Origin of the sequence: Nonomuraea rhodomycinica (assembly GCF_013363995.1) — a bacterium.
Taxonomy (GTDB): Bacteria; Actinomycetota; Actinomycetes; order Streptosporangiales; family Streptosporangiaceae; genus Nonomuraea; species Nonomuraea rhodomycinica.
The window spans coordinates 280,082-305,185 of sequence record NZ_JABWGO010000012.1 but is presented as its reverse complement, the minus strand read 5'-3'; the positions used below and the strand labels follow the sequence as shown (position 1 = coordinate 305,185).

The following is a 25,104-nucleotide window of genomic DNA, read 5'->3' as shown; positions in this document are numbered from 1 at the left end:
CTCCATTAAAGGTCTGATCTCTAACTTAAAAGGAATCCGTCACCGGCTTTCGCCGATATGACGGGGTCATGCATTGTTCATGCACTGGCTTTTAACACACTGTTGAGTTCTCAAGAAACGGACGCGTACTCTTCAGTACTGCAAGAGGCGCAGACTCCGTGTTGCTATCTTATCAGACTCTCTGATCTGGTGTCAATCTCCAGATCGGTGATCACCTGGTAAGAGGCAACCCCCGCAACTTACCGTGCCACCCTGGTCGTGTCGAATCAACCGGATTTCCGGTGACGTGGACGCACCCAGAACGGCCCGGACCTGCACGCGCCGAAGCACGCCGGCCGAGTGGCTCGCTGTGAAGGGATTTGCCCTGGGGCCCGGCCGCCATCTGGCGTCCGGCTCACTCCCGGGCGAAGACAAAGACTAGGTCGCCATCCGCTCCTCGTCAAATCAGGCCACGCACCGGCGCGCCTCCTCGCCACGGGGCCCCGCCCACCACCGTGACCACCAGCGTGACCACCACCGCGGCCTCGCCCAGCCGACCGCGCCGGGACACGGAAACGCCCGGCGCTCAGGGCAGGGTCGTCAGCGCGCGCACCTGGTCCGCCGAGGTGAACAGCTCCGCGGACATGCCCGCCTCGCGCGCCGCCACCACGTTGGCCTCGTTGTCGTCGAAGAACAGCACGTCGGACGGTGCCACCCCCATCCGCTCGGCGCAGATCTCGTACGCCCGCCGGTCGGGTTTGGCCACCCCGATCCGGCACGAGAACGTCAGCGCCGCGAACCCGCCGAGCCACGACCCGTGCCGTGTCTCCCACACCGGCACCAGGTCCTCGATGATGTTGGAGAGCAGCCCGAGCCTGCGTCCCCGGCCGGCCAGTTCGCGTACGAGGCCGACCATCTCCTCGTCCACCTGGCACCAGCTGTCGAGATCGGCCTGCCGCAGCGCCGGGACGTCGGCGAACCGGGCGCCCAGGTGATCGGCCACCGCCGCCCAGTACGCGGCGCCGTCCTGGCCCGCGTCGTAGGCCGGACGGCACGCCCAGTACGCCTCCCAGAACCGCTCGCCGGGAACCCCCGCCAGCTCGACGAGCCGCTGCTTGGCCTCCTCGGTCTGGGTCCGGGCGATCACGCCGTACAGGTCGAAAACGATCACATCAGCCATGTCCATGAGCTTATGCGCGTATTCTGCCCCGGTGATGACCGCCGCCACCCTCACCCCGATCGCCCCGCCCGCCACCCGTACCCGCTGGTGGGGAGCCTGGGCCGCAGGGGTGGCGGGCGGCGTGGCGGCGCTCAGCGGCTCCGGCTCCGCCTCCCTCAACGGCGACGAGCTGGCCACGATCAGCGCGGCCTCCCGCTCCCTCGCCGGACTGTGGGAGCTGGCCCGGCACATCGACGGGCATTTCCTGCCGTACTACCTGTTCATGCACCTGTGGACCCAGTTCGGGACGGCCGAGCTGTGGCTGCGGCTGCCGTCCGCGCTGGCGATCGGGGTGGCAGCGGGCTTGCTCGCCGACCTGGGCCGGCGGCTGCACAGCGGCCGGGCGGGGGTGACGGCCGCTGTGCTGTTCGCGGTCCTGCCGTCCGTGTCGTACTACGGCGCGTTCGCCCGGCCGTACGCGTTCGCGGCGGCGGCCGTCGTGTTCTCCTTCTGGTGCCTGCACCGCCTCACCCGCGCGACGCCGCGGCGGGGATGGGTGCTGTACGGGGTGTCGGTCGCGCTGGTCTGCTCGACGCACCTGTTCGCGGTGCTCACGCTGCCCGCCCACCTGCCGATCCTGCTCTCGACGCCGCGATCCGACGAGCCGGCGCGAGGCCAGGAGCCGTCGCGGCACCGTGAGCTGCTGACCCGGGCCCTGCCCGCGCTGGCCGCCGGGTGCGTGCCGGCGCTGGTGCTCGGCCTGGTCGGGTACGGCGAGCGGCACGCGGTGAGCTGGATCCAGGAGCGCGGGCCGGAGGTGCTGCTGAAGTTCCCCAAGATGGCGACGGGCGCGGAGACGGCGGGCGTGCTGGTGTTCGCCGTGGCGCTCGCGGGCGTGGCGCTGACCTGGCCGCGCGCGCGGGCGTGGTCGGCGGCGCTGGGCGCCTGGCTGGCGGGGCCGCCGATCCTGCTGCTCACCGTGTCGCTGCTGGTCACCCCGCTGTACGTGGACCGGTACCTGTTCGTCACGTCCCCGGCGCTGGCGCTGCTGGCGGCCCTGGCCGTGGCGGCCGTGCGGCCCCCGGTCGCGGCCGTGGCGGCGGGCTGCCTGCTGGTGGGCGTCGCGGCGGTCGCCGGGCTGGACCGGCACACGGAGCTGAGGACCGTCAACGGCCGGTTCGAGGACTTCCCCGGCGCGGTGCGGCGGGTGGCGGCGCGGGAGGGGGACGCGATCGTGTTCGGACAGAGCTCGGTCCGCGCCGGTTTCGACTACTACGCGCCCCCTGGTCTGGCCGATGACGTGCTGCGGCTGAGTCCCGCGCCGGAGGCGGGCGGGTTCGGCTTCCCCGAGCGTACGGACGTCGCCGAGGCGCTGCGGGACCGGCGGCGGGTCTGGGTGGTGTGGCGCGGGGCCAAGGCCGCCGGCGACAGGCTGCCCCGGGTGAAGGCGGTCAAGGAGGCCGGCTTCGAACCGGTCTCGTCGTGGCACTCGGCCGAGTTGCCGGGACTCACGGTCGCCCTGTACAGCCGTTCCGCAAGGGAAGCCGGCCGCCACTGAGCGACCGGCGCACGGCGACCGGCGCGAGCGCAGCCGACCGGCGCACGGCTCACGCCGCGAGCGAAGCCGACCGCCGCACGGCGCACATGAGCGCGGGCCCTCCCCTGAGGGGAGAGCCCGCGGTGGAAGAGCCGGGTCAGCCGACGACGACGCCGCCGATCGACTTCTTGCCGCGCCGCAGCACCAGGAAGCGCCCGTGCAGCAGGTCGTCGGAGGTCGGCACGTACGCCTCGTCGGTGATCTTGACGTTGTTGAGGTACGCCCCGCCCTCCTTGACCGCCCGCCGGGCCGCGGACTTCGACTCGACCAGCCCGCTGTCGGCCATCAGGTCGACCAGCGGCGCCCCGAGCGCCGGGACGGCCGCCTTGGGCACCTCGGCCAGGGCGGCCTGCAGCGTCGCGGCGGGCAGCTCCTCCAGCGAGCCCTGCCCGAACAGCGCCTTGGACGCCGCGACGGCGGCCGCGAGCTCGTCGGCGCCGTGGACCAGGGCGGTCAGGTCCTCGGCGAGCGTGCGCTGCGCCTCGCGGGCGAACGGCCGCTCGGCGACGGCCTTCTCCAGCGCGTCGATCTCCTCGCGCGTGCGGAAGGTGAACACCTTGAGCAGGCGGATCACGTCGCGGTCGTCGGCGTTGAGCCAGTACTGGTAGAAGGCGTACGGGGTGGTCAGCTCGGGGTCGAGCCAGACCGCGCCGCCGGCCGTCTTGCCGAACTTGGTGCCGTCGGCCTTGGTGATGAGCTTGCCGGTGAGCGCGTGCACGTGGGCGCCCTCGACGCGGCGGATCAGGTCGACGCCGGCGGTGATGTTGCCCCACTGGTCGCTGCCGCCGACCTGGAGCGTGCAGTTCTGGCGGCGGTAGAGCTCCAGGTAGTCGTTGGCCTGGAGGATCTGGTAGCTGAACTCGGTGTAGCTGAGCCCTTCGCCGCCGAGCCGGGCGGAGACCGACTCGCGGGCCAGCATGCGGTTGACCGGGAAGTGCTTGCCGACGTCACGCAGGAAGTCGATGGCCGACAGCCCGGCGGTCCAGTCGAGGTTGCTGACGACCTCCGCGGCGGTGGGGCCGGGCTCGAAGGACAGGAACTTCTCCAGCTGCACCCGGATCCTGCTCACCCACTCGGCGACGACCTCGGTGGTGTTGAGGACGCGCTCGGTGCTGCGGCCGCTCGGGTCGCCGATCAGGCCGGTGGCCCCGCCGACCAGCCCGACCGGCCGGTGGCCGGCCCGCTGGAAGCGGGTGAGGATCAGCAGCGTCGCGAGGTTGCCCATGTGCAGGGACGGGGCGGTCGGGTCGAAGCCAGCATAGACCGTGATCGGCCCCTTCGACAGCGCCTCACGCAGGGCCGCGATGTCGGTGGTCTGCGCGATGACGTCGCGCCATTGGAGCTCGTCCAGAATGTCGGTCACGGTGCTGGCTTTCCGATAGACGTCGATTGGTTACAGCCTGCCCGATCGCGGCCTCACCCCGCCACTTGGAATACGCTCGGCAACCATGTGGAGGGTCCGTCGCGAGCTGGCCGTTTCGAAGATCTTAGGGGCTCTGGGGTGCGCGGGTCTCGCCGTCTTCTGGTACGTGGACGGGGACGTGCGCGGGGTGATCCTGGCCGTGCCGGCCGCGGCGCTCGTGGGCGCCATGGGCCTGCGCGACGTGCTCGTGCCCGTCCGGCTGTCGGTGTCGGAGGACGGGATCACCGTGGTGCACGGGTTCGCCGGGCGCAGGCACGTGCCGTGGGCGGACGTACGGGACGTCAAGGTGGAGGTGCACCGCAGGTACGGCCTGCGCAGCGAGATGCTGGAGGTCGACACCGGCGATCACCTGCACCTGTTCAGCGCTCACGAGCTGGGCGCCTCCCCCACCGAGGTGGCGGCGGTGCTGCGGCGGCGCGGCACGTGAGCCCGGTACGGCGACACGGTGGGGTCGCCGTCGATCCAGAACCGCCACGGCGTGTCCTTCGCGGTCGAGATCCCGGTGCGGGGGCCTGACCGGACGGCGGCCGGCTCGGGCGGGGCGCCCTCCAGGACGGCGGCGGCCCCGGCGGGGACACCGGTCAGTCCGAGCTGCGTGAACCGGCCGGGCGCGCCCTCCAGCACCGCGTCGAGCCCGTTGTGCTCGCGGGTCAGGCCGAGCGCGGTCGCCAGCCGGGCGGGGCCGCGGGCGAGGTCGCGTCCGGGGATCCGCCGGGAGGCGTCGCCGTTGGCCGTGCGCCGCTCCCGGGCCACGTCGAGCCCGGCGACGATCTCCCCGGCGCGCAGCAGCACGGCCGAGCCGTGGTCCTCGGGCAGGCACACCAGGTTGGCGCAGAAGTGCATGCCGTAGGTGAAGTACACGTACAGGTGGCCCGGCGGCCCGAACATCACCGCGTTGCGGGGCGTCTTGCCCCGGTAGGTGTGGGCGGCCGGGTCCTCGCCCGGCCCGCCGTACGCCTCGACCTCGGTGAGCCGCACCGCGACGGGGCCGTGCACGAGGACGCGCCCGAGCAGGTCGGGCGCGACCTCGTGGGAGGGCCGGTCGAAGAACGAGCGCGGCAGCGGCGCGGAGGTCAGGAGCCCGCCGCCCATGCGGCCTGGGCGTCGACGACCTCGCGCAGCGCGGCGATCTGGTCGCGGACCCGGTCGGGGGCGGTGCCGCCGTGGGCCTTGCGGGCGGCCAGCGCGCCGGGCACGTTGAGCACGTCGCGGACGTCGGGCGTCAGGTGCTCCGACACCTTGATCAGCTCGTCGTCGGTGAGGTCGCCGAGGTCCTTGTCGTAGGACTGGCAGTACACGACGAGGTGCCCGACGGCCTCGTGGGCGTCGCGGAACGGCACGCCGCGCCGGACGAGCAGCTCGGCCAGGTCGGTGGCCAGCGCGAACCCGTCGGGTGCCGACGCCTGGAGGCGGGCGGTGTTGACGCGCATCGTGGCGACCAGGCCGGCCATCGCGGGCAGGACGAGCAGCAGGGTGTCGACGGCGTCGAAGACCGGCTCCTTGTCCTCCTGCAGGTCACGGTTGTAGGTGAGCGGCAGGCCCTTGAGCGTGGTCAGCAGCGACATGAGGTTGCCGATGAGCCGGCCGGACTTGCCGCGGGCCAGCTCGGCCACGTCGGGGTTCTTCTTCTGCGGCATGATCGACGAGCCGGTGGAGTAGGCGTCGTCCATCTCGATCCAGCGGAACTCCTGCGAGGCCCACAGGACGATCTCCTCGCCGAGCCGCGACAGGTGGACGCCGATCATGGCGGCGTCGAACAGGAACTCGGCGGCGAAGTCGCGGTCGGCCACGGCGTCCATCGAGTTGGGGGCGGCGCTGTCGAAGCCCAGCTCGGCGGCCACCGCCTGCGGGTCGAGCGGCAGCGAGGAGCCGGCCAGCGCGCCCGCGCCGAGCGGCGAGACCGCGGCCCGCTTGTCCCAGTCGGTGAGGCGGTCGATGTCGCGGGCGAAGGCGTGGACGTGGGCGAGCAGCTGGTGGCCGAAGGACACCGGCTGCGCGTGCTGCAGGTGGGTCATGCCCGGGGCGGCGGTGTCGGCGTGCTGCCCGGCCTGCTCCATGAGCGCCGTCTCCAGCTCGACCAGCCGGGAGACGATGGTGCGGGCGTGGTCGCGCAGGTACAGGCGCAGGTCGGTGGCGATCTGGTCGTTGCGGCTGCGGCCGGCGCGCAGCTTGCCGCCGAGCGAGCCGAGCCGTTCCAGCAGGCCGCGCTCCAGCGCGGTGTGCACGTCCTCGTCGGCGACCGTCGGCCGGAACTCGCCCGCCTTGCAGGCGCGCTCCAGGTCGTCCAGCGCGCCGATCATGCGCTCCAGCTCCTGCTCGTCCAGCAGCCCGGCGCGGTGCAGCACGCGGGCGTGGGCGCGCGAGGCGGCCAGGTCGTACGGCACGAGCCGCCAGTCGAAGTGCACGCTCACCGACAGCCGGGTCAGCGCGTCGGCCGGGCCCCCTTCGAAACGTCCGCCCCAGAGCCGCATCGGCTTCCCCTCACTCACGGTTGTCATCTCCTCCTCGTCAAGATTGTCTGGCCGCGCCGGCGCCGGATCTCCTGCGCGACCTTAGTGCACGTCACCCGTGCCGGGCGTCCCGGGCCGCCGCGATCTTGGCGGGAAGGCTGAAGAGCTGGACGAAGCCCCTGGCCAGGGACTGGTCGAAGCTGTCGCCGGTGTCGTAGGTGGCCAGCGAGAAATCGTACAGGGACTGGCCGGAGCGGCGGCCGGTGACGGTGGCGCGTCCGCCGTGCAACGTCATGCGGACGTCGCCGGAGACGTGTTTCTGGGCGTCGGCGACGAAGGCGTCGAGCGCGTCCTTGAGCGGCGAGAACCACAGGCCGTCGTAGACGAGCTCGCTCCAGCGCTGGTCGACGCCGCGCTTGAAGCGGGCCAGGTCGCGTTCGACGGTGACGTTCTCCAGCTCCATGTGCGCGGTGATGAGCGCGACGGCGCCGGGCGCCTCGTACACCTCGCGGGACTTGATGCCGACGAGCCGGTCCTCGACCAGGTCGATGCGGCCGACGCCATGGGCGCCGGCGCGCCGGTTGAGCTCGTCGATCACCTGGTACGGGGTGAGCGGGCGGCCGTCGAGCGCGGCCGGGACGCCTCGTTCGAAGGTGATGACCACCTCGTCGGGCTCGCGCGGGGCGGCCGGGTCGGCGGTGTAGGCGTAGACGTCCTCGGTGGGGCCGTTCCAGATGTCCTCGAGGAAGCCGGTCTCGATGGCGCGGCCCCAGAGGTTCTGGTCGATGGAGAACGGGTTCCTCTTCGTCGTCTCGATCGGCAGGCCCTTGTCCTCGGCGAACTCGATGGCCTTGTCGCGGGTCCAGGCGAAGTCGCGGGCCGGGGCGACGACGCGCAGCCCGGGGGCGAGGGCGGCCAGGCCCGCCTCGAAGCGGACCTGGTCGTTGCCCTTGCCGGTGCAGCCGTGGGAGACGACCGTGCCGCCGAACCGCTCGGCCGCCGCGACCAGGTGCTTGACGATGAGCGGCCGCGACAGCGACGACACGAGCGGGTAGCGGTCCATGTAGAGGGCGTTGGCGCGCAGGGCCGGCACGCAGAAGTCGGCGGCGAACTCCTCCTTGGCGTCCACCACGACCGACTCGGCGGCGCCGCAGTCGAGGGCGCGCTTGCGGATCACGTCCATGTCCTCGCCGCCCTGGCCGAGGTCGAGCGCGACGGCGATGACCTCCGCGTCCATCTTCTCGGCGAGGAACGGGATGGCGACGGACGTGTCGAGTCCGCCGGAGTACGCGAGGACCACTCTCTCGCTCATGTGAGGAACCTCCCGGGTGTGGCTAGGTGCGGCGGTCGGCGGCCTTGAGCAGGGACTCGGCCACCGCCTGGCCGCCTTGCGGGTCGCGGCTGATGACGAGGATCGTGTCGTCGCCCGCGACGGTGCCGAGGATGGACTCCCAGTCGGCGTGGTCGATGGCCGAGGCCAGGAACTGGGCGGCCCCGGGCGGGGTGCGGACGATGACCAGGTTGGCCGACGCCTCGGCCGAGACGAGGAGCTCCTCGGCGATGCGGTGCAGCCGCGCGGCGGGCGACTCACCGGTGCCGAGCCGGGCGACCGGGATGCGGCCGCCGCCCTCGCCGGGCAGCGCGTAGACCAGCGAGCCGTCCTCGGCGCGCAGCTTGAGCGCGCCGAGCTCGTCGAGGTCGCGGGACAGCGTGGCCTGGGTGACCTCGACGCCGCTCTCGGCGAGCAGCTTGGCCAGCTCGGGCTGGGAGCGCACGGCCTGCCGCTGGAGCAGGTCGGTGATCTTGGCCTGGCGGGCGGCCTTGGTCATGGGGATGGTCATGGTCGGGTCACCAGCCAGTGCAGGAGCGCCTTCTGGGCGTGCAGGCGGTTCTCGGCCTGGTCCCACACGGCGCTGCGGGGTCCGTCGAGGACGTCGGCGGTGATCTCGTAGCCGCGGTAGGCGGGCAGGCAGTGCAGCACGATCGCGTCGTCCGCGGCGTGCTCCAGCAGTTCCGCGTTCACCTGGTACGGCATGAGCGCGGCGACCCGCTCCTCCTTGCCGTCCTGGCCCATCGACACCCAGGTGTCGGTGGTGACGACGTGGGCGCCGGCGGCCGCGGCGGCGGGGTCGGAGGTGGCGAGCACCGAGCCTCCCGTGCGGGCCGCGATGGCGGCGGCCTGGTCGAGGACGACGGGGTCGGGCTGGTAGCCGGCCGGCGCGGCGACGCGCACGTGCATGCCGGCGGTGGCGCCGCCGAGCAGGTAGGAGTGGGCCATGTTGTTGGCGCCGTCGCCGAAGTAGGCGAGGGTGAGCCCGGCGGCGCGGCCGAAGCGCTCGCGGACCGTCTGCAGGTCGGCGAGGATCTGGCAGGGGTGGAACTCGTCGGTCAGCGCGTTGACCACGGGCACGCCGGAGGCGGAGGCCATGGCCTGGATCCGCTCCTGGCCGGAGGTGCGCCACACGATCGCGGCCACCTGGCGTTCCAGGACGCGGGCGGTGTCCTCGATCGGCTCGCCGCGGCCCATCTGGGAGGAGCCGCCGTCGATGACGAGCGGCAGGCCGCCCAGCTCGCCGACGCCGACGGCGAACGACACGCGGGTGCGGGTGGAGGGCTTGTCGAACAGCACGGCGACGGTCCTGGGCCCCTCGAACGGGCGGTAGCCGTGGCGGTCCTTCTTCATGGCCTCGGCGAGGTCGAGCACCTCGGCCTGCTCGGCTGGCGACAGGTCGTCGTCCCTGAGGAAGTGCCTCACCGGGCGGCCTCCGTGAGAATGGCGGGGAACGCGGACACGAACGCGTCGATCTCGGCCTCGGTGACGACGAGCGGCGGGGCGAGCCGTACGGCGTCGGGCTGCAGTGCGTTGACGAGGAACCCGGCGCCGGCGGCGGCCTCCTGGACGCGGCCGGAGACCGGCTCGGTCAGCACGGCGGCGAGCCAGAGCCCGCGCCCGCGCACGCCCTTGAGCAGCGGGTGGCCGATCGCCTCCAGGCCGGCGCGCAGCCGGGTCGCGACCTGCTGGACGTGGCCGAGGTCGACGTTGTCGAGCACGGCCAGGGCGGCGGCGCAGGCGACCGGGTTGCCGCCGAAGGTGGAGCCGTGGTCGCCCTTGGCGAACAGGGTGCCGGCCTCGCCGAAGCCGACGCACGCGCCGATCGGCAGGCCGCCGCCCAGGCCCTTGGCCAGGGTGAGGATGTCGGGGGTGAAGCCGTCGGCCTGGTGGGCGAACCAGTGGCCGGTGCGGCCGATCGCCGACTGGATCTCGTCGGCCACGAGCAGCGCGCCGGTGGCGTCGCAGATCTCGCGGGCCGCGGCCAGGTAGCCGTCGGGCGGCGGGACGACGCCGGCCTCGCCCTGGGTGGGCTCCAGGAAGACGGCGATGCAGTCGCCGGTCACGGCCTCCTTGAGCGCGTCGGCGTCGCCGTAGGGGACGAAGCGGACATCGACCGGGAACGGGCCGAACTGGTCGCGGATGGCCTTCTTGCCGGTCAGCGACAGGGCGCCGATGGTGCGGCCGTGGAAGCCGTTCTCGGCGGCGACGAAGTAGCTGCGGCCCTCGCGCCGGCCGTACTTGAGCGCGAGCTTGTAGGCCGCCTCGTTGGCCTCGGTGCCGGAGTTGGCGAGGAAGACCCGCGCCGGCGCCTTGAGCAGCCCCTGGAGCCGCTCGGCCAGCAGCACCTCGGGCTCGTGCAGGAACAGGTTGCTGGTGTGGGCGATGGTCGCCACCTGACGGGAGACGGCCTCGACCAGCGCCGGGTGGGCGTGGCCGAGGGAGCTGACCGCGATGCCGCCGATGAAGTCGAGGTACTGCCTGCCGTCCACGTCCCACACGCGGGTGCCCTCGCCGCGGGCCAGCGCGACCGGCGGGACGCCGTAGTTGGGCATGAACGCCCGCTCGAACCGGTCGAACAGGCTGGGCTGCTCACTCATCGGGCATCACCATGGTTCCGATTCCTTCGTCGGTGAAGATCTCCAGCAGGAGGGCGTGGGGCACCCGTCCGTCGAGGACGTGCGCCTGGGGGACGCCTCCCCGCACCGCGGTCAGGCACGCCTCCATCTTGGGCACCATGCCGCTGGACAGGGTGGGCATCAGGTCCTCCAGCTCGGCGGCGCCGAGCTGGTCGATGACGTCGGTGTCGTCGGGCCAGTTGGCGTACAGGCCCTCGACGTCGGTCAGGACGATGAGCTTCTGGGCGCCGAGCGCGACCGCGAGCGCCGCGGCGGCGGTGTCGGCGTTGACGTTGTAGACCTGGCCGTCCTCGCCGCGGGCGACGCTGGAGACGACCGGGACGCGGCCGTCGTCGATGAGCGCGCGCACGGCGCCGGGCTCGACCCTGACGATGTCGCCGACCTGGCCGATGTCCACGGGCTCGCCGTCGACGATCGCGTGCTTGCGCTCGGCGGTGAACAGGTGGGCGTCCTCGCCGGACAGGCCGACCGCGAACGGGCCGTGCCGGTTGATCAGGCCGACGACGTCGCGGTTGACCTGGCCGACCAGCACCATCCGGACGACCTGCATGGCCTCGGGCGTGGTGACGCGCAGGCCCGCGGTGAAGGTGGACTCGATGCCGAGCCGGTCGAGGTGCTCGCTGATCTGGGGGCCGCCGCCGTGGACGACGACCGGCCGCAGCCCGGCGTGGCGCAGGAAGACGATGTCCTCGGCGAAGCCGGCCTTGAGCGCCTCCTCGGTCATGGCGTTGCCGCCGTACTTGACGACGACGGTCGCGCCGTGGAAGCGGGTCAGCCAGGGCAGCGCCTCGATGAGCGTTCCGGCCTTGGCGTGGGCGCCGTTGGCCCGCAGCGAGGGGCCGGTTCCGGAGGAGGCGGTCATGACGAGTACGCCGAGTTCTCGTGGACGTAGGCGGCGGTCAGGTCGGTGGTGTGGATGGTCGCCGATTGGGCGCCCGCCGACAGGTCGATGGTGATGGTCACGTCGCGGGGGCGCATGTCCACCTTGGACCGGTCGTCGCCGACCGCGCCGCCGCGGCAGATCCAGATGCCGTTGATGGCGACGTTGACCCGGTCGGGCTCGAACGCGGCGGAGGTGGTGCCGACGGCGGACAGCACGCGGCCCCAGTTGGGGTCCTCGCCGTGGACGGCGCACTTGAGCAGGTTGGAGCGGGCGACGGCGCGGCCGACCAGCAGCGCGTCCTCCTCGGTGGCGGCGCCGACCACCTCGATGGCGACGGCCTTGGTGGCGCCCTCGGCGTCGACGAGGAGCTGGCGGGCCAGGTCGGCGCAGACCTCGGTGACCTTCTGCTCGAACTCGGCCAGGTCGGGCACGACCCCGGAGGCGCCGCTGGCCAGCAGCAGCACGGTGTCGTTGGTGGACATGCAGCCGTCGGCGTCGAGCCGGTCGAAGGTGCGGGAGGTGGCCCGGCGCAGCACGGCGTCGAGCTGGCCGCTGGTCAGGTCGGCGTCGGTGGTGATGACGCAGAGCATGGTGGCCAGGGCCGGGGCGAGCATGCCGGCGCCCTTGGCCATGCCGCCGACCATGTAGCCGTCGGCCCGCTTGAACGAGATCTTGGAGACGGTGTCGGTGGTGCGGATCGCGTCGGCCGCGGCCAGGCCGCCGTCGCGGGAGAGCTGGGAGGCGGCCTGGTCGACGCCGGGCAGCAGGGCGTCCATGGGCAGGCGCTCGCCGATGAGGCCGGTGGAGCAGACGGCGACCTCGCCGGCGGAGTCGCCGAGCACGCCGGCCACCCGTTCGGCGGTGGCGTGGGTGTCCTGGAAGCCCTCGGGGCCGGTGCAGGCGTTGGCGCCTCCGGAGTTGAGGACGACCGCCCGCACCCTGCCGCCGCTCAGGACCTGCTGCGACCACAGCACGGGGGCGGCCTTCACGCGGTTGGCGGTGAAGACGCCGGCGGCGGCGCGGCTGGGCCCGTCGTTGACGACGAGGGCGAGGTCGCGGGAGCCGCCGGACTTGATGCCGGCGGCGATGCCCGCGGCCCGGAAGCCGAGGGGGGCGGTCACGCTCATGGGGCGACTCCTGTCGTGGGGAGACCGAGCTCTTCTGGCAGGCCGAGGGCGAGGTTCGCGCTCTGGAGCGCGCCTCCGGCGGTGCCCTTGGTGAGGTTGTCGATGGCGATGACGGCGACGAGGCGGCCGGCGCGCTCGTCGAGCGTCACCTGCACGGCCGCGGTGTTGGCGCCGTACGTCATGGAGGTGGCGGGCCAGACGCCCTCGGGCAGGAGCCGGACGAACGGCTCGGTGGCCAGCGCGCTCTCGTACGCCTCGCGGACGGCGGCGCGGGTGAGCCCGGGAGTGGCGGGCGCGGTGCAGGTGGCGAGGATGCCGCGGCTCATCGGGGCGAGGGTGGGGGTGAACGACACGCGCACCGGGGCGCCGGCGACGTTGGACAGGCCCTGTTCCATCTCGGGGGTGTGCCGGTGGACGCCGCCCACGCCGTACGCGCTGACGGAGCCCATGACCTCGCTGCCGAGCAGGTGGGCCTTGAGCGACCGGCCGGCGCCGCTGGTGCCGCTGGCGGCGACCACGACGACGTCGGGCTCGGCCAGGCCGGCGGCGAAGGCGGGCGCCAGGGCCAGCAGGACGGAGGTGGGGTAGCAGCCGGGGACGGCGACGCGCCGGGCGCTCTTGAGCACCTCGCGCTGGCCGGGCAGCTCGGGCAGGCCGTAGGGCCAGGTGCCGGCGTGCTCGCCGCCGTAGAACTCCTGCCAGGCGGCGGGGTCGGCGAGCCGGTGGTCGGCGCCGCAGTCGACCACGAGCGTGTCCTCGCCCAGTTCCGCGGCGACGGCGGCGGAGTGGCCGTGCGGCAGCGCGAGGAAGACGACGTCGTGGCCGGCGAGCGCCTCGGTGGTGGTCTCCTCGATGACCCGGCCGGCCAGGGGGGCGAGGTGGGGCTGGTGGGCGCCGAGCGGAGTGCCGGCGCTGGAGGCCGCGGTCAGCGCGCCGATCTCGAACTCGGGATGGCCGAGCAGCAGCCGGAGCAGCTCGCCTCCCGCGTAGCCGCTGGCACCTGCGACCGCCGCCCTCATCCCTACCTCCAGGTCTGCATAGTCATGCATCACTTCTCATGTCCTTGCTTGCAGAAATGATGCACGGCAGAGCAAGAACATGCAAGTCGGAGGGGGTGCGGCACGCCGGGGACCGGCGCGTTTCCCCTGCGCACGGCGTGAACGGAATGTTGCTCTAGCGCACCGTACCTACCGGTCGGTACTGTGATGCTTCCGGATCAGCCGTCTCATCGCGGGAGTCTGCGCATGACGCTCACGCATGCCCAGGTGGAAGCCCGGCTCACCGGGCCCGGCCAGCTGTTCGAGGTGGAGGAGATCGGCCGCACCGGGGTGCGCACCTGGAAGCACGCGCCCACCCACTTCCGGGCCCTGCTCGACATCAGCCGCTTCCACGGCGACAAGGTGTTCCTCGTCTACGAGGACGAGCACATCACCTTCGAGGAGCACTACCGGCGGGTGGCGGCACTGGCCACCCGGCTCGTGGAGGACTACGGGGTCGCCAAGGGCGACCGGGTGGCCGTGGCCATGCGCAACTACCCCGAATGGGTCGTCGCCTTCTCGGCCGCGCTCGCCGCCGGCGCCGTCGCCGTGCCGCTGAACGCGTGGTGGACCGAGCCCGAGCTGGCCTACGGCGTCTCCGACTCCGGCGCCAAGGTGCTGATCGCCGACGCCGAGCGGGCCGCCCGCCTGGCCTCGACCGGCCTGCCGCTCATCGTGGCCCGGGGCGAGGCGCCTCCCGGCGCGCGGGCGTTCGCCGAGCTCGTCGGCGAGCCCGGCCCCGAGGTGCGCCTGCCTGACGTCGAGCTGTCGCCCGAGGACCCCGCCACGATCTTCTACACCTCGGGCACGACCGGGCACCCCAAGGGGGCGCTCGGCAGCCACCGCAACCTCGGCCAGTCGCCCATGACCGTCGCCTACGGGCTCATGCGGGCGGTCGCCATGGCCGGCAAGGACATCGCCGAGGTCGCCGGCCAGCGGCGGGTGACCCTGCTGACCGTGCCGCTCTTCCACGTCACGGGCTGCTTCTCGGCGCTGACCACGACGATGTTCAGCGGCGGCGGGCTGGTGCTCATGTACAAGTGGGACGCCGGGCAGGCGCTGCGCCTCATCGAGCGCGAGCGCGTCACCACCATGATCGGCGTGCCGACCAACGCCTGGCAGCTCATGTCGCACCCGGACTTCGCCCAGCACGACCTGTCCTCGCTCACCACCCTCGGCTACGGCGGCGCGCCCGCCCCGCCCAAGCTGCTGGAGCGCATCACCGCCAACCTCCCGCAGCGGGCCACCTCCAACGGCTACGGCATGACGGAGACGACCGCCCTGGCCATCGGCAACGGCGGGCCCGACTACCTGGCGAGGCCCGACAGCATCGGCCTGCCCTCGGCCGTGGTGGACGTGCGCGTGGTGGACCCGGCCGGCGAGGAGCTGCCGCGCGGCGAGGTGGGCGAGCTGTGCGTGCGCGGGCCGAACGTCATCATGGGCTACTGGAACAAGCCGCAGGCCACGGCCGAGACGTTCGTCAACGGCTGGCTGCACACGGGCGACCTGGCGAAGATCGACGAGGAGGGCTTCGTCTACATCGTCGACCGGGCCAAGGACATGGTGATCCGGGGCGGCGAGAACGTCTACTGCGCCGAGGTCGAGGCCGCGCTGTTCGAGCATCCCGCCGTGGACGACGCCGCGGTGATCGGTGTGCCGCACGACGAGCTGGGCGAGGAGGTGGGCGCGGTGGTCCGCCTCGCGCCCGGCGCCGCCCTGACCGCCGACGAGCTGCGGGGATTCCTGGACGGGCGGATCGCCAAGTTCAAGATCCCGGTCCACGTGTGGTTCCGCGAGGACGAGCTGCCGCGCAACCCGGGCGGCAAGATCCTCAAGACCCGGCTGCGCCGGGAGATCCTGGGGCCGTAGCCCTCGCCGCCAGTCGTGGCCGCCGGACGTCGTCCGGCGGCCCTTTTTTCGTTCGCTCAGCCGCAGGTCGGCGGGGAGATAGCCGCCCGCATTACCTGGTGCGTAATCGCGCGTCTCCCACCCCGGATGACACCTTTTCGGTTGTCGGCACCGAACACCGACACCAAGACCGGAACACCAGAACCGGAACACCGAGAAGGAGCCAGCGATGACCGCCGTGACCGTCACCACCGACCGGACCAAGTTCCTGCGCCTCGTCCTGGCCGCGGACGCGGCCGTCACCGGGGTCAACGGCCTGGCCTACCTGGCCGCGGCGGGCCCCCTCGCCGACCTGCTCGGGCCCGGCGCCGGGCTGCTGCGCGGGATCGGGGCCTTCCTCCTCGTGTACGCCGTGGCCGTCGGGGTGCTGGCGACCCGGCGGACCGTCGACGCCGCCGCCACCAAGGCGGTGATCGCCATGAACCTCACCTGGACACTCGCCAGCCTGGTCGCCGCGGTCGCCGAGTCCGGCGAGTTCACGGTGCTCGGCCTGGTGTGGACCGTCGCCCAGGCCCTCGTGGTGGCGGTCTTCGCCGAACTGCAGATCATGGGCCTGCGCCGGGCGCGCTGACCCTCCCACATATCCCTAAATTTCCCTCGAAAGGCTGAAAAATCATGAACGCTGAGCTGGTCGAGCGCTACGTCGCCGCCTGGAACGAGACCGACGCCGCCGCCCGCGCCAAGGCCGTCGCCGAGCTGTGGACCGAGGACGGCGCCTACACCGACCCGCTGGCCCAGGTGCGGGGCCACGAGGCGATCGCCGCGGTGATCGCGGGGGCGCAGGGCATGTTCCCCGGCCTCGTCTTCAGCGCCGGCGAGGTGTTCGACGCCCACCACGACATCGCCCGCTTCACCTGGCACCTCGGGCCCGAGGGCGGCGAGCCGGTGGCGATCGGGTTCGACGTGGTGCAGCTGGCCGAGGACGGCAGGATCGCCCAGGTGCTCGGCTTCCTCGACAAGGTCCCCGCCGCCTGACCCCCTTCCTTCCTCCCCCTCCGCCGAGCGGCCCTCGGGAACGATCCCGGGGGCCGCTCGGCGTTCCGGCGCACCCGGCGAGAGTGCGCACCCGAACCCCAGGAAAAGCGTTTGCCCCGGTGCCCGCGAACCAGGACAATCAGCGCCCGTGCCGCGACGACTCCTCGACCTGTTCCGCCGCCTGATGCCCGACCTCGGGCCGCTGCGCGACTCCCGCGACTACCGCCTGCTCACCGCCTCCGGCGTCGTGACCATGTTCGGCACGTTCATCACGGTCGTCGCGGTGCCGTACCAGATGAAGGAGCTGACCGGCTCCCCCCTCGCGGTCGGGCTGGTGAGCCTGGCGGAGTTCGTGCCCATGGTGGTGTGCGGGCTGTGGGGCGGCGCGATCGCCGACGCCCTCGACCGGCGCAAGGTCATCCTGCTCAGCGAGCTGGGCCTCGCCCTGACCTCGGCGATGCTCACGGTCAACGCGCTGCTGCCCGACCCGCAGGTGTGGGTGCTGTACGTGGTGGGCGCGCTGTCGACGGGCATCGGCTCGATCCAGCGGCCCAGCCTGGAGTCGCTGACGCCGCGGGTGGTGCGGCACGACCAGCTCGCCGCCGCCGCCGTCCTGCAGAGCCTGCGCTGGAACGTCGGCGCGATCGTCGCACCCGCCCTCGGCGGACTGCTCGTGACCTCGTTCGGCACCGCCACCGCGTTCGCGGCCGACACCCTCAGCTTCGTCCTGTCGCTGCTGCTGCTCTGGCGCACCACCGCGCGCCCGCCCGCCGAGGACGCCGCCCCGGCGTCGCTGCGCTCCCTGGTCGAGGGCGTCCGCTACGCCGTCGGCCGGCGCGACCTCATGGGCACCTATCTCGTGGACATCGCGGCGATGGTGTTCGCCATGTCCACGGCGCTGTTCCCGTTCCTGGCCGACCAGCTCGGCGCGTCGCGGGCGCTCGGCCTGCTCTACTCGGCGGGGGCCGTGGGCGGCCTGGTGGCCACGCTCACCGGAGGCTGGACCTCCCGCGTCCACCGGCAGGGCCTCGGCGTGATCGTCGCGGCGGCCGTGTGGGGCGCGGCCGTCGCGCTGGCCTCGGTCGCTCCGAGCGTGTGGCTGGTGTTCGCCTGCCTGGCGCTGGCCGGCGCGGCCGACATGATCAGCGGCATCTTCCGGATGACGATCTGGAACCAGACCATCCCGGACGAGCTGCGCGGGCGCCTGGCGGGCATCGAGCTGCTCTCGTACGCCAGCGGCCCGATGCTGGGCAACGCGCGCGCCGGGCTGATGGCCGGCTGGGGCGGGGCCCGGTTCTCGCTCGGCGCGGGCGGGCTGCTGTGCGTGGCCGCGGTGGCGGGCCTCGCCGCGGCGCTGCCGGGCTTCCGGAGGTACGACGCGCGTACGGACGAGCACGCATTGGCCGAGAAGGCGCGCCGCGAGGAGCGGCAGGTCACCGAGGCCGGCACGGCCTGAGCGGGATCACCCGCTCTCGCGCCACCCGTCGTACTCCTCCACCAGGGCGTCGACCCGCTCCCATTGTGCTGTGTCCAGCCCTTCGGCCACGACGAGCCACTGCGCGTCCTCGGCGTCGTCCTCCCCGGCCAGGGTCTCGCGCACGACACGGGGCACGCCGAGCTCGGGGAACCACTCGCCCAGCGTCTCCGCGACCTCCTCGGCGTCCTCCCGCTCGGCGAACACCAGCAACTGCCTCATGACATGGCATTGTGCCGCAGATCTGGATCGATCACAGCCCGGTCGTCGTCGGTCGCGAGGGGGCCTTCCCACGGCCCGAGCACGCGCACGACGAAGGGCCCGGTACCGCCGTACCGGGCCCTTCGCAGGGATCGTCAGGCGCCGCGGAGCTGGGCCCCCACACGGTCGGCCGCCAGCGCGACCGCCGCGTCACGCGCCGCCGTCGTCTCCTCGACCGTCAGCGTGCGGTCGGGGGCGCGGAAGCGCAGCGTGTACGCCAGCGACTTGTGCCCCTCCCCCACCTGCTCGCCGGTGTAGACGTCGAACAGCCGCATCGACTCCAGCAGCTCGCCCGCGCCGTCGCGCAGCGCCGCGGCCACGTCGGCCTCCGGCGTGAAGTCCGGCACGATGAGCGCCACGTCCTGCGTCGCCACCGGGTAGGCCGACACCCGCGGCGCGTCCACCGGACCCGGCAGGACCGCCTCCAGGCGCGACAGCTCCAGCTCCATGGCCGAGGCGCGGGCCGGCAGGCCGTACGCCTCGATCACGCGCGGGTGCAGCTCACCGGCGTGGCCGACGAGCGTGTCGCCCACGTAGAGGGCGGCGCAACGGCCCGGGTGCCACGGCTCGTGCTGGTCGGCGACCACCGACAGCTCGACCCCGGCCTCCGCGGCGACGAGCCGGGCGGCCTGCACGGCGTCGGCCCAGCACTCCTGCCGGCCGCCGCCCCACCATCCGGACCGGTCGAACTCCCCGGCCAGCACGACCGCGACGCGGCGCGGCTGCTCGGGCAGCGCGGCCTCGATGGCCGCCAGCTCCTCCTCGGTCGGCCGGCGGTCCACGCCGGGCGTCGGGGCCACGGCGGGGGCGTCCTCGCGCGGCCGGTAGACCGCGCCGGACTCGAACAGCGCCACGTCGGTGAAGCTGCGCCCGACGTTGCGGGCCAGCGTCTTGAGCAGGCCGGGCAGCAGCGTCGTGCGCAGCAGCGGCTCGTCGTCGGCCAGCGGGTTGACCAGCCGGGCCGCCCGGCGGCGGGCGTCGTCGGCGGGCAGCTGGAGGCGGTCGAGGTCGGCCTCGCCGATGAACGGGTAGGCCAGCACCTCGACGTACCCGGCGGCGGCCAGGGCCCGGCCGACGCGCCTGCGCAGCCGCTGCTCCTCGGTCAGCCCCGCCCCGGCGGGGGCCTTGGGCAGGACCGACGGCAGGTGCTCGTAGCCCTCCAGCCGGATGACCTCTTCGGCCAGGTCGTTGGGGTCGGTCAGGTCGGGCCGCCAGGACGGCGGCGTCACCGTGATCATGTCGGGGCCGGTCACGGCCAGCTTGGCCGCCAGCTCGCCGCCGGTGACCACGCCGGTCGGGTCGACGGCGCCCTTGCGCACGGCCGGGTCGTCGCCGTCGGTCACGACGCAGCCGATCTGCTCCAGCCGGCGGACGACGGTCTCCTTGGTGTACGGGACACCGGCCACCGTGCCGGGGTAGCCGGCCGGGATCGCGATGCGGGGCGGCTCGGCCTCGGCCTCGGCGTGGGTGACGCCGCGCCCCGGGGTGCCGCCGCCCAGCTCGGCCAGGAGCTGCACGGCCCGCCACGACGCGGGCAGCGGCAGCTCGCGGTCGACGCCGCGCTCGAACCGCTTGGACGCCTCCGACACCAGGTTGTGCCGGCGCGACTCGCGCGAGATACCGGTGGCCGAGAAGTGGGCCGCCTCGATGACGATGTCGGTCGTGGAGTCGGAGATCTCGCTGTCGAGACCGCCCATCGTGCCGGCCATCGACAGCGGGCCGGCCTGGTCGGTGATGAGGATGTCGTCGGCGTCGAGGTCGCGGACCACGTGGTCGAGCGTCTCCAGCCGCTCACCGGGCCGCGCCCGGCGCACGACGATCTCACCGGTCAGCTTGGCCCGGTCGAAGGCGTGCAGCGGCTGGCCGAGCTCCAGCATGACGTAGTTGGTGACGTCGACGGCCAGCGACACCGGCCGCATGCCGGCGCGCGTCAGCCGGACTCGCATCCACAGCGGGCTCGGCGCGGCCGGGTCGAACCCGGTGATCTCCCGCAGCACGAACCGGTCGCAGGCGGTCGGATCGCCGATCGAGGCGGGCCAGGCCGTGCCCTCGGCCTCGGGCAGCTCGACGTCGGCGGGGTCGCGGAACGACACGCCGAAGGCGGTCGCCGCCTCGCGGGCCACGCCCCGGATCGACAGCGCGTAGCCGATGTCGGGGGTGATCTCCAGCTCGATGACGTCGTCGCGCAGGCCGAGCAGCTCGACCACGTCGGCGCCGACCGGGGTGTCGGCGGGCAGCACCATGATGCCGCCGTGGTCCTCGCCCAGGCCGAGCTCGCGCTCGGAGCAGATCATGCCCTCGGACATGCGGCCGTACGTCTTGCGGGCGCCGACCTCGAACCCGCCGGGCAGCACGCCGCCCGGCAGCACGACCGGCACCCGGTCGCCGACGGAGAAGTTGGAGGCGCCGCAGACGATCTCGCGGGGCGTCGCCTCGCCCGTCTCGACCTTGCAGTGCCGGATCGGCTTCTTGAACCCGGTCAGCTCCTCGATCTCCAGCACCTCGCCGACGACGACGTTCTTGACGTCGTGGCCGTGGGAGGTGATGGACTCGAGCTTGAGGCCGGCGGCGGTGAGCCGGTCGGCCACCTCGTGCGCGGTGACGGCGGGAAGATCGACATACTCCCGCAGCCAGGAGAGCGGGACCCTCATCAGATCTCCATTCCGAACGGGAGCGTGAAGCGCACGTCTCCCTCGACCATGTCGCGCATGTCCTCGGCGTTGTGGCGGAACATCAGCGTCCGCTCGATGCCCATGCCGAACGCGAACCCCGAGTACCGCGCCGGGTCCACCCCGCAGGAGACCAGCACGCGCGGGTTGACCATGCCGCAGCCGCCCCACTCGATCCAGCCCTCGGACTTGCAGGTGCGGCAGGGCGGGTTGCCGGGCACCGCCGAGGCGCCGCGGCAGACGAAGCACTTGAGGTCCATCTCGGCCGACGGCTCGGTGAAGGGGAAGTAGTTGGGCCGGAACCGGGTCGTGATGCCCTCGCCGAACATGACCTCGGCGAAGCGGTCGAGCGTGCCCTTGAGGTGGGCCATCGTCAGGCCCTCGTCGATCGCCAGCCCCTCGACCTGGTGGAAGACCGGGGTGTGGGTGGCGTCGAGCTCGTCGGTGCGGAACACCTTGCCCGGGGAGATCACGTACACGGGCAGCTCGCGCTGGAGCAGCGCGCGGATCTGCACCGGCGAGGTCTGGGTGCGCAGCACCATGCCGGAGCCGGCGGAGCCGACGAAGAACGTGTCGTGCTCGGAGCGGGCCGGGTGGTCCTGGGCGATGTTGAGGGCGTCGAAGTTGAACCACTCGCCCTCCAGCTCGGGCCCCTCGGCCACCTCGTAGCCCATCGCGACGAACGTGTCGGCGATGCGCTCCTGCATCGTGGTCAGCGGGTGGCGGGCGCCGCGCGGCTGCCGGTCCCAGGGGAGGGTGACGTCGACGGCCTCCTCGACGAGGACGCGCGCGTCGCGTTCGGCCTCCAGCTCGGCCTGGCGGGCGGCGAGGGCCTGGCCGATCGCCTTGCGGGCGGCGCCGACGCGCTTGCCCGCCTCGGCGCGGGCGGCCGGCGGCAGGGCGCCGATCTCGCGGTTGGCCAGGGCGATGGGCGAGCGGTCGCCCGCGTGCGCGAGGCGGGCCTGCTTGAGGTCGTCGAGACTGCCGGCCGACGTGATGGCGTCGAGGGCCTCGGCCTCCATGCGGGACACCTCGTCGGCATGCAACGGTGTCACCTCGACGGGGTCGTAGTCAGACAAGAGTGAGCTCCGTATTCAGGGCTTGAGCGGTCAAGAGTCTAACGGTGGAAGCCCACCGGCCGACTCGCGCTTCGCGGCGAAGTGCTTCAGGCGAAGTCGGGCGTGCCGGTGGGCACGGTAAATCGGAACTCCGCGCCGCCTTCGGGCGCCCGCTGCACGGTGATCGTGCCGCCGTGCGCCTCGACCAGGCCCTTGACGATGAACAGGCCGAGGCCGGTGCCGCCGCGGCGGCGGCTGTTGCCGCGCCAGAACTGGCGGAAGACGCGCGGAGCCAGCTCGGGCTCGATGCCCTCGCCCTGGTCGCGCACCGACACGGCCACTCCCCATCCGACGGACTCGATGACGATGGTCACGGTGCCCCGGCCGTGGCGCACCGCGTTCTCCACCAGGTTACCGAGAATCTGGTCGATCTTGTCCTGGTCGAGCCACATCTCGGGCAGGTCGTCGTCCACGACGAGGCGGAAGCGGTCCTCGGGCTCGCCCGCCGCCACCCGCCCGGCGACGACGCGGCGCGCCCGCGCGGGCACGTCCACGACCTGGCGGCGCACCTCCAGGCGCCCGGACTCGATGCGGGAGACGTCGAGCAGCTCGGTGATGAGCCGGGTCACGCGGTCGGCGTCGTTGTTGACGGTCTCGAGCATGACGCGCTTCTGCTCGTCGGTGAAGCGGGTCCACTTGGCCAGCAGCGTCGCGGTGAAGCCCTTGACGCTGGTCAGCGGCGAGCGCAGCTCGTGGGCGACCGTGGAGACCAGGTCGGCGCGGCTGCGCTCCAGCCGGGCGCGGGCCCCGCCGTCGCGTAACGTGATCGTCACCCGGGCGACGTCGCCGCCGCGGGCGGGTTCGCGCACCAGCCGGGCCGCGACGTGCAGCTCCTGGCCGCCCGGCAGGTGGAGCGGGCGTTCGGGCACGCGGGTGCGGGTGCGCAGGCCGCCCTGCGGGTCGAGGGCCTTCCACCACTCACGGCCGTCGTGGTCGCGGAACGGGAACACCTCGTCGATGTCCTTGCCCACGGCCCGCGCGGCGGGCACCCCGGTGAGCCGGACGGCGGCCCGGTTGACGGCGAGGACGCGGCCGAACCTGTCGGTCACGATGAGGCCGTCGGGGAGGTCGTCGACGGCGATCGAGCACGCGGGGACGATCTCCTGACCGCCGGTGCCCGCTCCGTGCACGACCTCGCCTCCTCCGCCTACAAGGCCGACAATAGCGGGTTTCCCGGCGCCTAGGGGACTCGCCGCGAGGCTGCGTATGGCAGCGGGGTGGCCGGTTCATGCCAGCGCCCACGACAGGTCGGCCTTCCGTCCCCGCCCCGTCACGTGAGGGACACGTGTGACCTCACGGGACAGGCCGGCCAGTCATGCCGGGCGGCTCACGTGGTGATCGCGGCGGGCCTCAGGTGACGCGCCGGAGGCGGTCCTCAGGCCGCCGGCTCGGTGCGGGCCTCAGGTGACGCACCGGGTGCGGGCCTCAGGTGGCGCGCTGGGCGCGGGCCTCAGGTGGCGCGCTGGGTGCGGGCCTCAGGTGGCGCGCTGGGCGCGGGCGGAGGCGTACAGGCAGACGGCGGCGGCGGTCGCCAGGTTGAGGCTCTCGGCCCGCCCGTAGATCGGCACCCGGACCACGTCGTCGGCCTGGGCGAGGATCTCCTCGGGCAGACCCCACGCCTCGTTGCCGAAGATCCACGCCGTGGGTCCGGACAGGTCCACGTCGTCGAGGGTGTGCTTGCCCGCTCCGTCGGCCGCGAGGACCCGCAGGCCGCGCTCCTTGAGCCGGCGCACGGCGTCGGACACGGGGGCGCCGGTCACGACCGGCAGGTGGAAGAGGCTGCCGGCGCTCGCGCGCACGCACTTGCCGTTGTACGGGTCGACGGAGGCGTCGGTGAGGATCACCGAGTCGGCGCCGGCGGCGTCGGCGGCCCGCATGACGGTGCCGGCGTTGCCGGGGTCGCGCACGTGCGCGAGCATCGCCACCAGCCTGGGCTGCCCGGTCAGCGCCTCCTCCAGCGGCACGTGCACCAGCCGGCAGACCGCCAGCAGCCCCTGCGGGGTGACGGTCTGGGACAGCTCGGCCATGACCTCGCCGCTGGCCCGGTGGACCGGGACGTCCTGCGCGACGGCCTCGGCGACGATCTCGGGGTGGCGCGACTCGGCCTCGGCCGTGGCGAACAGCTCCACCGTCACGCCGTCGAGCCTGAGCGCCTCGCGCACCGCCTGGGGGCCCTCGGCCAGGAACTTGCGGTCCTGCTCGCGGAAGGCCCGCTTGGTCAGCCGCCGGGCCGCCTTCACGCGCGGCGACTTGACGTTGGTCAGCTCGGATCCCGCCATGCTCTCCCTGCTCCCCCTGACTGTGCTGCTCGCGCCGCCTGCTCGTTCATGCGTCCGGCGCCCGTACCCCTGACGACCCGGCCATGTGGCCGCCGTACATATGGCCCTACATACGGCAAAGGGCCCACCGTGAGGTGGGCCCTCGGCTGGAGCCCAAGGTGGGGCTCCCTCACATGTCTCAGCTCGCGGCCGGAGCGTTCACGTTCGCCGGCAGCGCCTTCTTGGCGGCCTCGACGAGCGTGGCGAAGGTCTGACTGTCGTTGACCGCGAGGTCAGCCAGGATCTTGCGGTCGACCTCGACGCCCGCCAGGCGCAGCCCCTGGATCAGGCGGTTGTAGGTCATGCCGTTCTGGCGGGCAGCGGCGTTGATGCGCTGGATCCAGAGACGACGGAAAGCGCCCTTGCGGTCCTTACGGTCGCGGTAGGCATAGGTCATCGAGTGGAGCATCTGCTCCTTGGCCTTGCGGTACAGCCTGGACCGCTGGCCTCGGTAACCCGCCGCCCGCTCGAGGACGACCTTGCGCTTCTTCTTGGCGTTGAGCGCCCGCTTCACGCGTGCCATGTTTCTTCTCCCCGGGGGTTCGCGCTACTTGGCGAGCAGCTTCTTGATCTTCTTGGAATCGGCGTCGGAAAGGACGACCTCGTTCTTGAGACGGCGCGTCAGCGTGGACGACTTCCACTCGTTGTAGTGCGCGCGGTTGGCGCGGCGACGCTTGATCTTGCCCGTGCCGGTGAGCCGGAACCGCTTCTTCGCACCACTGTGCGTCTTCATCTTCGGCATGTCGCCGTCTCTCCT

24 protein-coding genes are annotated in these 25,104 nt (G+C 72.9%); 6 read left to right on the top strand and 18 right to left on the bottom strand.

Translation table 11 applies throughout. The annotated features are described in order from the left end of the window. Nucleotides 1-565: 565 nt before the first annotated feature. Nucleotides 566-1,159, bottom strand: coding sequence for an HAD family hydrolase (locus HT134_RS37060; RefSeq protein WP_175605124.1), 594 nt, complete (start codon nucleotides 1,157-1,159; stop codon nucleotides 566-568). Nucleotides 1,160-1,193: 34 nt separating this feature from the next. Between HT134_RS37060 and HT134_RS37055 the strand changes: the two genes are divergently transcribed. Continuing rightward, the gene (locus HT134_RS37055; protein WP_175605123.1) at nucleotides 1,194-2,696 is read left to right on the top strand and encodes a glycosyltransferase family 39 protein; all 1,503 of its coding nucleotides are present in this window, start codon (nucleotides 1,194-1,196) and stop codon (nucleotides 2,694-2,696) included. A gap of 136 nt (nucleotides 2,697-2,832) precedes the next feature. On the opposite strand, the gene tyrS is transcribed toward HT134_RS37055, so the two are convergent. Then, complete coding sequence (gene tyrS, locus HT134_RS37050; RefSeq protein WP_175605122.1) at nucleotides 2,833-4,098, bottom strand: tyrosine--tRNA ligase; 1,266 nt, start codon at nucleotides 4,096-4,098, stop codon at nucleotides 2,833-2,835. Between the two features lie 85 nt (nucleotides 4,099-4,183). Here tyrS and HT134_RS37045 point away from each other — a divergent pair, with 85 nt between their 5' ends. Beyond that, nucleotides 4,184-4,585, top strand: a complete 402-nt coding sequence (locus HT134_RS37045) for a PH domain-containing protein (RefSeq protein ID WP_175605121.1) — start codon at nucleotides 4,184-4,186, stop codon at nucleotides 4,583-4,585. On the opposite strand, the gene HT134_RS37040 is transcribed toward HT134_RS37045, so the two are convergent. From HT134_RS37040 to argC, 9 genes are all read right to left on the bottom strand, one after another. Then, nucleotides 4,525-5,250, bottom strand: coding sequence for a DNA-3-methyladenine glycosylase (locus HT134_RS37040; RefSeq protein ID WP_175605120.1), 726 nt, complete (start codon nucleotides 5,248-5,250; stop codon nucleotides 4,525-4,527). The two genes, HT134_RS37045 and HT134_RS37040, sit on opposite strands and share 61 nt — an antisense overlap. Continuing rightward, complete coding sequence (argH, locus tag HT134_RS37035; RefSeq protein ID WP_217708790.1) at nucleotides 5,232-6,656, bottom strand: argininosuccinate lyase; 1,425 nt, start codon at nucleotides 6,654-6,656, stop codon at nucleotides 5,232-5,234. The genes HT134_RS37040 and argH overlap by 19 nt, the downstream gene beginning before the upstream one ends. 64 nt (nucleotides 6,657-6,720) lie before the next feature. Beyond that, complete coding sequence (locus HT134_RS37030) at nucleotides 6,721-7,920, bottom strand: argininosuccinate synthase (RefSeq protein WP_175605119.1); 1,200 nt, start codon at nucleotides 7,918-7,920, stop codon at nucleotides 6,721-6,723. A gap of 22 nt (nucleotides 7,921-7,942) precedes the next feature. Further along, a complete protein-coding gene (locus HT134_RS37025; protein ID WP_175605118.1) occupies nucleotides 7,943-8,449 on the bottom strand; it encodes an arginine repressor in 507 nt (168 codons plus the stop codon). Further along, a complete protein-coding gene (gene argF / locus HT134_RS37020) occupies nucleotides 8,446-9,363 on the bottom strand; it encodes an ornithine carbamoyltransferase (protein WP_175605117.1) in 918 nt (305 codons plus the stop codon). The genes HT134_RS37025 and argF overlap by 4 nt, the downstream gene beginning before the upstream one ends. Continuing rightward, on the bottom strand, nucleotides 9,360-10,538 hold the full coding sequence (locus HT134_RS37015; RefSeq protein ID WP_175605116.1) for an acetylornithine transaminase: 1,179 nt from the start codon (nucleotides 10,536-10,538) through the stop codon (nucleotides 9,360-9,362). The genes argF and HT134_RS37015 overlap by 4 nt, the downstream gene beginning before the upstream one ends. Further along, nucleotides 10,531-11,439, bottom strand: coding sequence for an acetylglutamate kinase (gene argB, locus HT134_RS37010; protein ID WP_175605115.1), 909 nt, complete (start codon nucleotides 11,437-11,439; stop codon nucleotides 10,531-10,533). Before argB ends, HT134_RS37015 begins: the two co-directional genes overlap by 8 nt. Next, a complete protein-coding gene (gene argJ / locus HT134_RS37005) occupies nucleotides 11,436-12,587 on the bottom strand; it encodes a bifunctional glutamate N-acetyltransferase/amino-acid acetyltransferase ArgJ (protein ID WP_175605114.1) in 1,152 nt (383 codons plus the stop codon). Before argJ ends, argB begins: the two co-directional genes overlap by 4 nt. Next, nucleotides 12,584-13,636: an N-acetyl-gamma-glutamyl-phosphate reductase gene (gene argC / locus HT134_RS37000; RefSeq protein WP_246366197.1), complete on the bottom strand. Its 1,053-nt coding sequence runs from the start codon at nucleotides 13,634-13,636 to the stop codon at nucleotides 12,584-12,586. Before argC ends, argJ begins: the two co-directional genes overlap by 4 nt. A gap of 195 nt (nucleotides 13,637-13,831) precedes the next feature. Here argC and HT134_RS36995 point away from each other — a divergent pair, with 195 nt between their 5' ends. The 4 genes from HT134_RS36995 to HT134_RS36980 all read left to right on the top strand — a co-directional run bounded on the left by HT134_RS36995 (nucleotide 13,832) and on the right by HT134_RS36980 (nucleotide 17,963). After that, the gene (locus HT134_RS36995; protein WP_175605113.1) at nucleotides 13,832-15,493 is read left to right on the top strand and encodes a class I adenylate-forming enzyme family protein; all 1,662 of its coding nucleotides are present in this window, start codon (nucleotides 13,832-13,834) and stop codon (nucleotides 15,491-15,493) included. Between the two features lie 208 nt (nucleotides 15,494-15,701). After that, nucleotides 15,702-16,103 (top strand): hypothetical protein, encoded by a 402-nt coding sequence (locus HT134_RS36990; RefSeq protein ID WP_175605112.1) that lies wholly within the window; start codon nucleotides 15,702-15,704, stop codon nucleotides 16,101-16,103. A gap of 44 nt (nucleotides 16,104-16,147) precedes the next feature. Beyond that, nucleotides 16,148-16,507: a nuclear transport factor 2 family protein gene (locus HT134_RS36985; RefSeq protein WP_175605111.1), complete on the top strand. Its 360-nt coding sequence runs from the start codon at nucleotides 16,148-16,150 to the stop codon at nucleotides 16,505-16,507. Nucleotides 16,508-16,655: 148 nt separating this feature from the next. Next, entirely contained in the window at nucleotides 16,656-17,963 is a 1,308-nt protein-coding gene (locus HT134_RS36980) for an MFS transporter (protein ID WP_312888712.1), read from the top strand. A 6-nt stretch (nucleotides 17,964-17,969) separates the two neighbouring features. On the opposite strand, the gene HT134_RS36975 is transcribed toward HT134_RS36980, so the two are convergent. The 7 genes from HT134_RS36975 to rpmI form a co-directional block, all read right to left on the bottom strand. Further along, nucleotides 17,970-18,203 carry a hypothetical protein gene (locus HT134_RS36975; protein WP_175605110.1) on the bottom strand — a complete coding sequence of 78 codons (234 nt, stop codon included), beginning with the start codon at nucleotides 18,201-18,203 and terminating at the stop codon, nucleotides 17,970-17,972. Nucleotides 18,204-18,337: 134 nt separating this feature from the next. After that, nucleotides 18,338-20,893, bottom strand: a complete 2,556-nt coding sequence (locus HT134_RS36970; protein ID WP_175605109.1) for a phenylalanine--tRNA ligase subunit beta — start codon at nucleotides 20,891-20,893, stop codon at nucleotides 18,338-18,340. After that, on the bottom strand, nucleotides 20,893-21,933 hold the full coding sequence (gene pheS / locus HT134_RS36965) for a phenylalanine--tRNA ligase subunit alpha (protein WP_246366256.1): 1,041 nt from the start codon (nucleotides 21,931-21,933) through the stop codon (nucleotides 20,893-20,895). The genes HT134_RS36970 and pheS overlap by 1 nt, the downstream gene beginning before the upstream one ends. A gap of 143 nt (nucleotides 21,934-22,076) precedes the next feature. After that, entirely contained in the window at nucleotides 22,077-23,159 is a 1,083-nt protein-coding gene (locus HT134_RS36960) for a sensor histidine kinase (RefSeq protein ID WP_312888711.1), read from the bottom strand. Between the two features lie 345 nt (nucleotides 23,160-23,504). Beyond that, a complete protein-coding gene (locus HT134_RS36955) occupies nucleotides 23,505-24,308 on the bottom strand; it encodes a TrmH family RNA methyltransferase (protein ID WP_175605107.1) in 804 nt (267 codons plus the stop codon). A 178-nt stretch (nucleotides 24,309-24,486) separates the two neighbouring features. Beyond that, nucleotides 24,487-24,870: a 50S ribosomal protein L20 gene (gene rplT, locus HT134_RS36950; RefSeq protein WP_175605106.1), complete on the bottom strand. Its 384-nt coding sequence runs from the start codon at nucleotides 24,868-24,870 to the stop codon at nucleotides 24,487-24,489. 24 nt (nucleotides 24,871-24,894) lie between these two features. Continuing rightward, entirely contained in the window at nucleotides 24,895-25,089 is a 195-nt protein-coding gene (rpmI, locus tag HT134_RS36945) for a 50S ribosomal protein L35 (RefSeq protein WP_043622108.1), read from the bottom strand. Nucleotides 25,090-25,104: the final 15 nt, after the last annotated feature.